General features: G+C 52.0%; 11 protein-coding genes. 10 read left to right on the forward strand and 1 reads right to left on the reverse strand.

Annotation, left to right across the window (positions count from 1 at the left end; translation table 11 throughout):
* Positions 1 to 47: 47 nt before the first annotated feature.
* The 10 genes from rpsJ (at position 48) to rplP (ending at position 5191) form a co-directional block, all read left to right on the forward strand.
* A complete protein-coding gene (gene rpsJ / locus OLX08_RS09185; RefSeq protein ID WP_008756422.1) occupies positions 48 to 362 on the forward strand; it encodes a 30S ribosomal protein S10 in 315 nt (104 codons plus the stop codon).
* 17 nt (positions 363 to 379) lie between these two features.
* Positions 380 to 1111 carry a 50S ribosomal protein L3 gene (rplC, locus tag OLX08_RS09190; protein ID WP_391481030.1) on the forward strand — a complete coding sequence of 244 codons (732 nt, stop codon included), beginning with the start codon at positions 380 to 382 and terminating at the stop codon, positions 1109 to 1111.
* Positions 1108 to 1725, forward strand: a complete 618-nt coding sequence (gene rplD / locus OLX08_RS09195; RefSeq protein WP_048599687.1) for a 50S ribosomal protein L4 — start codon at positions 1108 to 1110, stop codon at positions 1723 to 1725. Before rplC ends, rplD begins: the two co-directional genes overlap by 4 nt.
* On the forward strand, positions 1722 to 2018 hold the full coding sequence (locus OLX08_RS09200) for a 50S ribosomal protein L23 (protein WP_048599686.1): 297 nt from the start codon (positions 1722 to 1724) through the stop codon (positions 2016 to 2018). The genes rplD and OLX08_RS09200 overlap by 4 nt, the downstream gene beginning before the upstream one ends.
* A gap of 105 nt (positions 2019 to 2123) precedes the next feature.
* A complete protein-coding gene (locus tag OLX08_RS09205) occupies positions 2124 to 2300 on the forward strand; it encodes a hypothetical protein (RefSeq protein ID WP_048599685.1) in 177 nt (58 codons plus the stop codon).
* A gap of 246 nt (positions 2301 to 2546) precedes the next feature.
* Entirely contained in the window at positions 2547 to 3389 is an 843-nt protein-coding gene (rplB, locus tag OLX08_RS09210; RefSeq protein ID WP_048599684.1) for a 50S ribosomal protein L2, read from the forward strand.
* A 3-nt stretch (positions 3390 to 3392) separates the two neighbouring features.
* Entirely contained in the window at positions 3393 to 3671 is a 279-nt protein-coding gene (rpsS, locus tag OLX08_RS09215) for a 30S ribosomal protein S19 (RefSeq protein WP_048599683.1), read from the forward strand.
* A 3-nt stretch (positions 3672 to 3674) separates the two neighbouring features.
* The gene (gene rplV, locus OLX08_RS09220) at positions 3675 to 4055 is read left to right on the forward strand and encodes a 50S ribosomal protein L22 (protein WP_048599682.1); all 381 of its coding nucleotides are present in this window, start codon (positions 3675 to 3677) and stop codon (positions 4053 to 4055) included.
* Positions 4055 to 4762, forward strand: coding sequence for a 30S ribosomal protein S3 (gene rpsC, locus OLX08_RS09225; RefSeq protein WP_341247541.1), 708 nt, complete (start codon positions 4055 to 4057; stop codon positions 4760 to 4762). The genes rplV and rpsC overlap by 1 nt, the downstream gene beginning before the upstream one ends.
* A 15-nt stretch (positions 4763 to 4777) precedes the next feature.
* On the forward strand, positions 4778 to 5191 hold the full coding sequence (gene rplP / locus OLX08_RS09230; protein ID WP_048599680.1) for a 50S ribosomal protein L16: 414 nt from the start codon (positions 4778 to 4780) through the stop codon (positions 5189 to 5191).
* A gap of 84 nt (positions 5192 to 5275) precedes the next feature.
* Here rplP and OLX08_RS09235 read toward each other — a convergent pair whose 3' ends face one another.
* A complete protein-coding gene (locus OLX08_RS09235; RefSeq protein WP_391481034.1) occupies positions 5276 to 6685 on the reverse strand; it encodes a polysaccharide biosynthesis/export family protein in 1410 nt (469 codons plus the stop codon).
* Positions 6686 to 7128: the final 443 nt, after the last annotated feature.

A 7128-nucleotide genomic window follows, 5' to 3' on the forward strand; every position in this document is an offset into this window, starting at 1 on the left:
CCAGCCATCCACCTCTCAACGCCTCACGCCAATTAAAGGCAATGAAAATGCAAAGCCAAAATATTCGCATTCGGCTGAAAGCGTTTGACTACCGTGTACTGGACGCCAGCACACAGGAAATCGTCAACACAGCCAAGCGTACTGGTGCCAACGTTCGTGGTCCCATTCCGCTTCCAAACAAAATCGAGAAGTTCACTGTTCTGCGTGGCCCACACGTAGATAAGAAGTCTCGCGACCAATTTGAAATCCGCACGCACAAGCGTTTGCTGGATATCGTTGATCCGACTCCCCAAACTGTTGACGCGCTTATGAAGCTCGACCTGGCAGCTGGTGTGGACGTCGAGATCAAACTGCAATCTTAATCGGAGGATTTGAAACAATGATCCGTTCCGGAGTTATTGCAAAGAAAATGGGCATGACCCGTTTGTTCATGGAAGACGGTAAGCAGATCCCGGTTACTGTTCTTCAGCTAGACAACCTTCAGGTTGTTGCTCAGCGTACCGAAGAAAAAGACGGCTATACTGCTGTTCAGCTTGGTGCTGGTTCTGCGAAAGCAAAGCGCACATCTGCTGCGATGCGCGGTCACTTTGCTGCGGCAAAAGTCGAGCCAAAGCGTAAAGTTGCTGAGTTCCGCGTTAACGCTGACGCGCTGATCGAAGTGGGCGCAGAAATTTCTGCTGATCACTACCTCGAAGGTCAGTACGTTGATGTTGCTGGCACATCGATCGGTAAAGGTTTCCAAGGGGCGATGAAGCGCTGGAACTTTGGCGGTCTTCGCGCGACACACGGTGTGTCTATCTCACACCGTTCACACGGCTCTACAGGCCAATGTCAGGATCCTGGCCGCGTTTTCAAAGGTAAGAAAATGGCCGGTCACATGGGTGCTGCTCGTGTTACTACGCAAAACCTGCAGGTTGTTAAAACTGACGCCGCCCGTGGCTTGATCATGGTTAAAGGCGCTGTTCCTGGCTCCAAAGGTGGTTGGGTGACTGTTAAGGATGCGGTTAAGAAGCCATTTCCTGACAACGCACCGATGCCAGCAGGCCTAAAATCCGACGCAGCTACAGCTGAAGCTCCGGCCGAAGCACCTGCGACTGGAGGTGAAGAATGAAACTTGATGTGATCAAACTTGACGGCAAGACTGCTGGCTCTGTTGAGCTTTCAGACGAGCTGTTCGCACTTGAGCCTCGCGCAGACATTCTGCACCGTGTGGTTCGTTGGCAGCGTAACAATGCGCAGGCCGGCACTCATAAGGTGAAGACACGGTCTGAAACCAGCTACTCAACAAAGAAGATCTATCGCCAAAAAGGCACCGGTGGCGCACGTCACGGTGACCGTAACGCGCCGATCTTCCGTAAGGGTGGTATCTACAAAGGCCCAACACCACGTTCACATGGTCACGAGCTGCCGAAGAAATTCCGCAAGCTTGGCCTGAAGCACGCGCTTTCTGCAAAAGCAGCAGCGGGTGAGTTGGTTGTGATTGAGAACGCGGAAGCAGAAGGCAAGACTGCAGCGTTGGCTAAGCAAGTGAAAAACCTCGGTTGGAAGCGTGCATTGGTCATCGACGGTGCTTCTGTGAACGAAGGGTTCTTGAAAGCCGCGCGCAACATCGAAGGTTTGGATATCCTGCCGACAATGGGCGCAAACGTGTATGACATCCTCAAGCGTGACACTCTTGTGATCACCAAAGCAGGTGTCGAAGCTCTGGAGGCTCGTTTGAAATGAGTGCGAAAGCTGAACACTACGATGTGATCCGCAAGCCGATCATCACTGAGAAAGCAACTATGGCGTCTGAAAATGGCGCGGTGGTTTTCGAAGTAGCGATCGACGCAAACAAACCACAGATCAAAGAAGCAGTTGAGACGCTCTTTGGTGTGAAGGTTAAAGCGGTTAACACAACGATCACCAAAGGTAAGGCTAAGCGTTTCCGCGGCCAGCTTGGTAAACGTAAAGACGTCAAGAAGGCATATGTTATGCTCGAAGACGGCAACACGATCGACGTGAACACAGGTCTGTAATTAGACCAGTATAATTGGAAAAGCCCCGCCGTCATTTGACGAGCGGGGCTTTTTGTTTGTTTACTACGCTTGTAGGGCTGATCGATTTGCGGCAGTGTTTCTGGCATGAAACATGTACCCAAACAAACCACTGATGATGCTCTTATTCAGGAATTTCTCAATAAGGGCGGCACTGTCACCAAGGGCAAGACGAAGCCAGCACCCGCGGAATTGGGTCTGAGTAACAACCAGTGGAACAATAAGCTGACCAAAGAAGAAAAAGCTGCGCGCGATAAGAAGTAGCTTTTGTGGTCTGGCTGGGTAGCGGCTTGCTTATTGTACTTAGGTAAAATGTGCTTGGCCCTTGACCCGAATGGGTCAGCCCCCTAGTAAGCACCATCGGCTCAGCCCCAGATTCGTCTGGGGCTTTGTTGTTGTTTTGTGCAGCTTGCTGCGCAACGCATTCTACGGGCACCTTCGGGGGCCTATAACTTCCGGTTCTGATGGCGAAAGCCGAATGAGCCGCAAAGCAAATGGAAGACAGAAAGCATGGCACTTAAGTCGTACAAACCGACGACGCCTGGCCAACGTGGGTTGGTTCTGATTGACCGTTCGGAGCTTTGGAAAGGACGCCCAGTCAAGGCACTCGTTGAGGGTCTGACGAAGAACGGCGGCCGGAACAATACCGGACGGATCACAATGCGTCGTAAAGGTGGTGGTGCAAAACGCCTCTACCGTATCGTTGATTTCAAACGTAACAAGCTGGACATCGCTGCCACCGTTGAGCGGATCGAATATGACCCCAACCGGACAGCGTTTATTGCACTCATCAAATATGATGATGGCGAGCAAGCATATGTACTTGCACCACAGCGTTTGGCCATCGGTGACAAAATCATCGCGTCCGCTAAAGCAGACATCAAGCCAGGCAACGCAATGCCGTTCTCTGGTATGCCAATCGGTACAATCATCCACAACATCGAGCTGAAGCCAGGCAAGGGCGGTCAAATCGCACGTGCTGCCGGTACGTATGCTCAATTCGTTGGTCGTGATGGTGGTTACGCACAAATCCGCCTCAGCTCTGGTGAACTTCGTTTGGTTCGTCAGGAGTGCATGGCGACTGTTGGTGCTGTGTCTAACCCAGACAACTCTAACCAAAACTTCGGTAAAGCGGGCCGCAACCGTCACAAGGGCATCCGCCCATCTGTGCGTGGTGTTGTTATGAACCCCGTCGACCACCCTCACGGTGGTGGTGAAGGCCGGACTTCTGGTGGTCGTCACCCAGTGACACCATGGGGTAAGCCCACAAAAGGTGCCCGCACCCGGAACAAGAACAAAGCGTCCAGCAAGCTGATCATCCGCTCGCGGCACGCCAAGAAGAAAGGGCGTTAATCTATGACTCGCTCTGTTTGGAAAGGTCCTTTTGTCGACTCGTATGTCCTCAAAAAGGCAGAAGCATCCCGTGAAAGCGGCCGCAATGAAGTCATCAAAATCTGGTCGCGTCGTTCTACGATTCTTCCACAGTTTGTTGGCCTCACGTTCGGCGTCTACAACGGCAAAAAGCACATTCCAGTGAATGTGTCTGAAGAAATGATCGGCCAGAAGTTTGGTGAATTCTCACCAACCCGTACATACTACGGACACGCGGCTGACAAAAAAGCGAAGCGGAAGTAAGTCATGGGCAAGGATAAAAACCCCCGCCGCGTGGCCGAAAACGAAGCAATGGCGAAATTGCGCATGCTTCGTACAAGCCCGCAGAAACTAAACCTGGTTGCGACAATGATCCGCGGCAAGAAAGTTGACAAAGCGTTGACTGACCTGTCGTTCTCAAAGCGCCGCATCGCTGAAGACGTGAAGAAATGCCTTCAGTCTGCGATTGCGAACGCGGAAAACAACCACAACCTCGATGTTGACGAGCTGGTAGTTGCAGAGGCTTACGTTGGTAAGAACCTGACACTCAAGCGCGGTCGTCCTCGTGCACGTGGCCGGTTCGGTAAGATCGTAAAGCCGTTCTCGGAACTGACCATCAAGGTTCGTCAAGTTGAGGAGCAATCGTAATGGGTAATAAAGTCAATCCAATCGGTATGCGCCTTCAGGTAAACCGCACATGGGACAGCCGCTGGTATGCAGACACCAAAGACTATGGTGACTTGCTGCTTGAGGATCTGAAACTGCGCGCATTTATCAAAGAAGAGTGCAAGCAAGCTGGCGTAAGCCGCGTGATCATCGAGCGGCCGCACAAGAAGTGCCGCGTTACGATCCACACAGCGCGCCCCGGTGTTATCATCGGTAAAAAGGGTGCTGACATTGAAACACTTCGTAAGAAGTTGGCATCAATGACTGCGTCTGAGCTTCACCTGAATGTCGTCGAAGTTCGCAAGCCTGAGTTGGACGCAGCCCTCGTTGCTGAATCCATTGCTCAGCAACTTGAGCGTCGTGTTTCTTTCCGTCGTGCGATGAAGCGCTCGGTACAGAACGCAATGCGCATGGGCGCTTTGGGCATTCGTGTAAACGTTGCTGGTCGTTTGGGCGGCGCAGAGATTGCGCGTACTGAATGGTACCGTGAAGGTCGTGTGCCGCTGCACACACTTCGCGCCGACATCGATTACGCACACGCAGAGGGCATGACTGCCTACGGGATCATTGGCGTTAAAGTCTGGATCTTCAAAGGCGAGATCATGGAACATGATCCAGCTGCGCGTGACCGTAAAGCACAAGAACTCCAAGACGGCCCAGCACCTCGCGGTGCAGGCGGTCGTCGCTAAGGGGGAGATTGAAAGATGCTTCAACCAAAACGCACTAAGTTCCGTAAAATGCACAAAGGCCGGATCCGCGGCGACGCCAAAGGCGGTTCGGATCTTAACTTTGGCACATACGGCCTGAAAGCACTGCAACCCGAGCGTATCACCGCACGTCAAATCGAAGCGGCTCGCCGTGCGATGACGCGTCAGATGAAACGTCAGGGTCGCGTATGGATCCGGATTTTCCCGGATCTGCCTGTTACCTCTAAGCCTGTCGAAGTTCGTATGGGTAAAGGTAAAGGTTCCGTGGATTTCTGGGCAGCTAAGGTAAAACCTGGCCGCATCATGTTCGAAATCGACGGCGTACCCGAGCCAATCGCGCGTGAGGCACTTCGCCTTGCAGCGATGAAGCTGCCGATCAAAACACGCGTAGTGGTCCGTGAGGACTGGTAAGCAACGTGTTTACTTAGAATAGAAAAGTCCCCGCATGGAACCGTGCGGGGGCTTTTTCATTTTGGAGCGCCGAGCGTGGCATAATTAGTTTGTGGCCCCGACGCCGGTGGTAATTAAGCTGGGCGTAATCTGTTGGATAACGCGATGCCACTTTGTAATCGGTTGTTCAGCCGCAAAGATAACGTCGTTTGGGCGTAACTGAAATTCGGTCGCAAGCACCAAATTCGCAGTATTCGAAAAATCAAACCTGTATGCTGCAATCGGGCGACCGGAACTGCGTTTCCGTAGGATGTAGACCTGGCTAATGTTTGCCGTGGTCGTCGGAATGCCGCCACTGTCAAAGAGGGCATCAGCAAGACTTGCATGGTGCTCAAACGGTAGTGGGAACCGCGTTTGCTTACTCGCTTCGCCAGTCAAGTAAACGTAGTCACGCTGCAAGCTACCCGTCGCGACGCGCATCTGAATAGCAGCTTGTTCAGTGCGTTGTTGTAGATCGAGCGCGCTTAGGTGCGCTGCGATTTGTTCGGTCCGCTGGGTTTTTAGGGCTATGGATAATTCGGTTCGCGCAATCTGTTCCGAAAAATAAGCCTGCGCAGTAGTTAAATCGTAACCAACATGTACGTAGACGGCGTCACCAGACATTAAGGGCAGGCGCTGCAAGTCTGACGTCTGTAAATAATCTGCAAACGGTAGCTGATAGAGCTCGCCCAATCTGTATATCTTAATTGAAGTGGAGCGCTCGTCTTTGGTTACGATTCCGCCTGCCGCAGCTATCGCATCGCTTAATGTGCTTGGTGCAAACGTGACGGGGATACGGATGTGGGTTTTGACCGCACCACCGACGATAATCTGTTGTGAGTTGAATTCACTTATATCAAGAGCAAAGGTATCCGTGATTTGGTTTGCGGCCCTTCTTTTGAATACCGCTGAATGGGCATCCTCAATTGTGAGGCCGGCTACCTTGATCGAACCAACGTCTGGAAGCGCGATGGCGCCGCTGTCTTGGACTGTGTAACTGTTTGATCGCCGCTGATCTTCAGCTCCCGAGATCGCAATGGGATTGCTCCGCCCTATGAGGGAGACAACATCACCCACTCCAATTTGGTACCGCTTTGTTTTGGTTTGCGGAGGTAGCCTCAATACCGGCGGAGCGCTGATGGTTTGTTGTCGCGAGGCGACGCGTGGCAGCATTGGCTGGCCGGACTGCAGATCTATTGCGGTTACATCTGCGGACCTAGGCCTTGGTAGAGCGCGCGGTGAGTAAGCAGAGCCGTTCGCAATTTTTACAACGCCTTGTGTCACTTCGACGATCTGCACATCCGGATCGTTCAATGGAACCGTTGGGCTGATGTAGAGCGCGCCGCAGTTGTTAAGAATCGCGAGCGATGTAATTAACGCGATTCTGTGCGCTATGGTGTGAAACAAATTTTTGGAGTGGCGATTCCCCTTAATTTGGAAAAAATTCGGATTAATTTCGACTCGTGCATGGGGCATTGGTGGGCGGTTCACTCTGATTTACTCGTTATTCAGCTTAGTGTTGGCTTAGATTCTGCACTTTTCATGAACAGCGGGTCATTTACTTCGGTTTGAGCAGTTGTTTGTACTTGGCCCAAAGGTCGAAAATGTAGTTTTTATTGAGGTAATTACGTTTGTTCGAAAAACTTCACATGAAATTCAAAAAGGGGGTTGCGTGTTTTGTTTGTTAGACCTAAACCCCACTTCACCGGCGGCGCAGAGATGCAGCGCGGGTCGCCAGAGGGGCTAGGGAGACGCTGAGAGGCTGACTTAGTTCTGAGGTTGGAGAAGAAATTAGAGGTATTTGAGGCGGGGCGCGCCGTATGATTTAGGGCGCATCTGGTCTCTTTTGTTCCTCACGTTGTTTGAAATTGCTGGTATTTGAAGAGATATGTGGGCGGTTTGGTTCATTCGATGGATCA

Source organism: Nereida ignava, assembly GCF_047114695.1.
Classification (GTDB): domain Bacteria; phylum Pseudomonadota; class Alphaproteobacteria; order Rhodobacterales; family Rhodobacteraceae; genus Nereida; species Nereida ignava.

Coding starts and splice junctions, on each gene's coding strand:
- rpsJ (WP_008756422.1), top strand. CDS start 48: ATGCAAAGCCAAAATATTCGCATTCGGCTGAAAGCGTTTGACTACCGT.
- rpsC (WP_341247541.1), top strand. CDS start 4,055: ATGGGTAATAAAGTCAATCCAATCGGTATGCGCCTTCAGGTAAACCGC.
- rplB (WP_048599684.1), top strand. CDS start 2,547: ATGGCACTTAAGTCGTACAAACCGACGACGCCTGGCCAACGTGGGTTG.
- rplC (WP_391481030.1), top strand. CDS start 380: ATGATCCGTTCCGGAGTTATTGCAAAGAAAATGGGCATGACCCGTTTG.
- OLX08_RS09200 (WP_048599686.1), top strand. CDS start 1,722: ATGAGTGCGAAAGCTGAACACTACGATGTGATCCGCAAGCCGATCATC.
- OLX08_RS09235 (WP_391481034.1), bottom strand. CDS start 6,685: ATGCCCCATGCACGAGTCGAAATTAATCCGAATTTTTTCCAAATTAAG.
- rplD (WP_048599687.1), top strand. CDS start 1,108: ATGAAACTTGATGTGATCAAACTTGACGGCAAGACTGCTGGCTCTGTT.
- rpsS (WP_048599683.1), top strand. CDS start 3,393: ATGACTCGCTCTGTTTGGAAAGGTCCTTTTGTCGACTCGTATGTCCTC.
- rplP (WP_048599680.1), top strand. CDS start 4,778: ATGCTTCAACCAAAACGCACTAAGTTCCGTAAAATGCACAAAGGCCGG.
- OLX08_RS09205 (WP_048599685.1), top strand. CDS start 2,124: ATGAAACATGTACCCAAACAAACCACTGATGATGCTCTTATTCAGGAA.
- rplV (WP_048599682.1), top strand. CDS start 3,675: ATGGGCAAGGATAAAAACCCCCGCCGCGTGGCCGAAAACGAAGCAATG.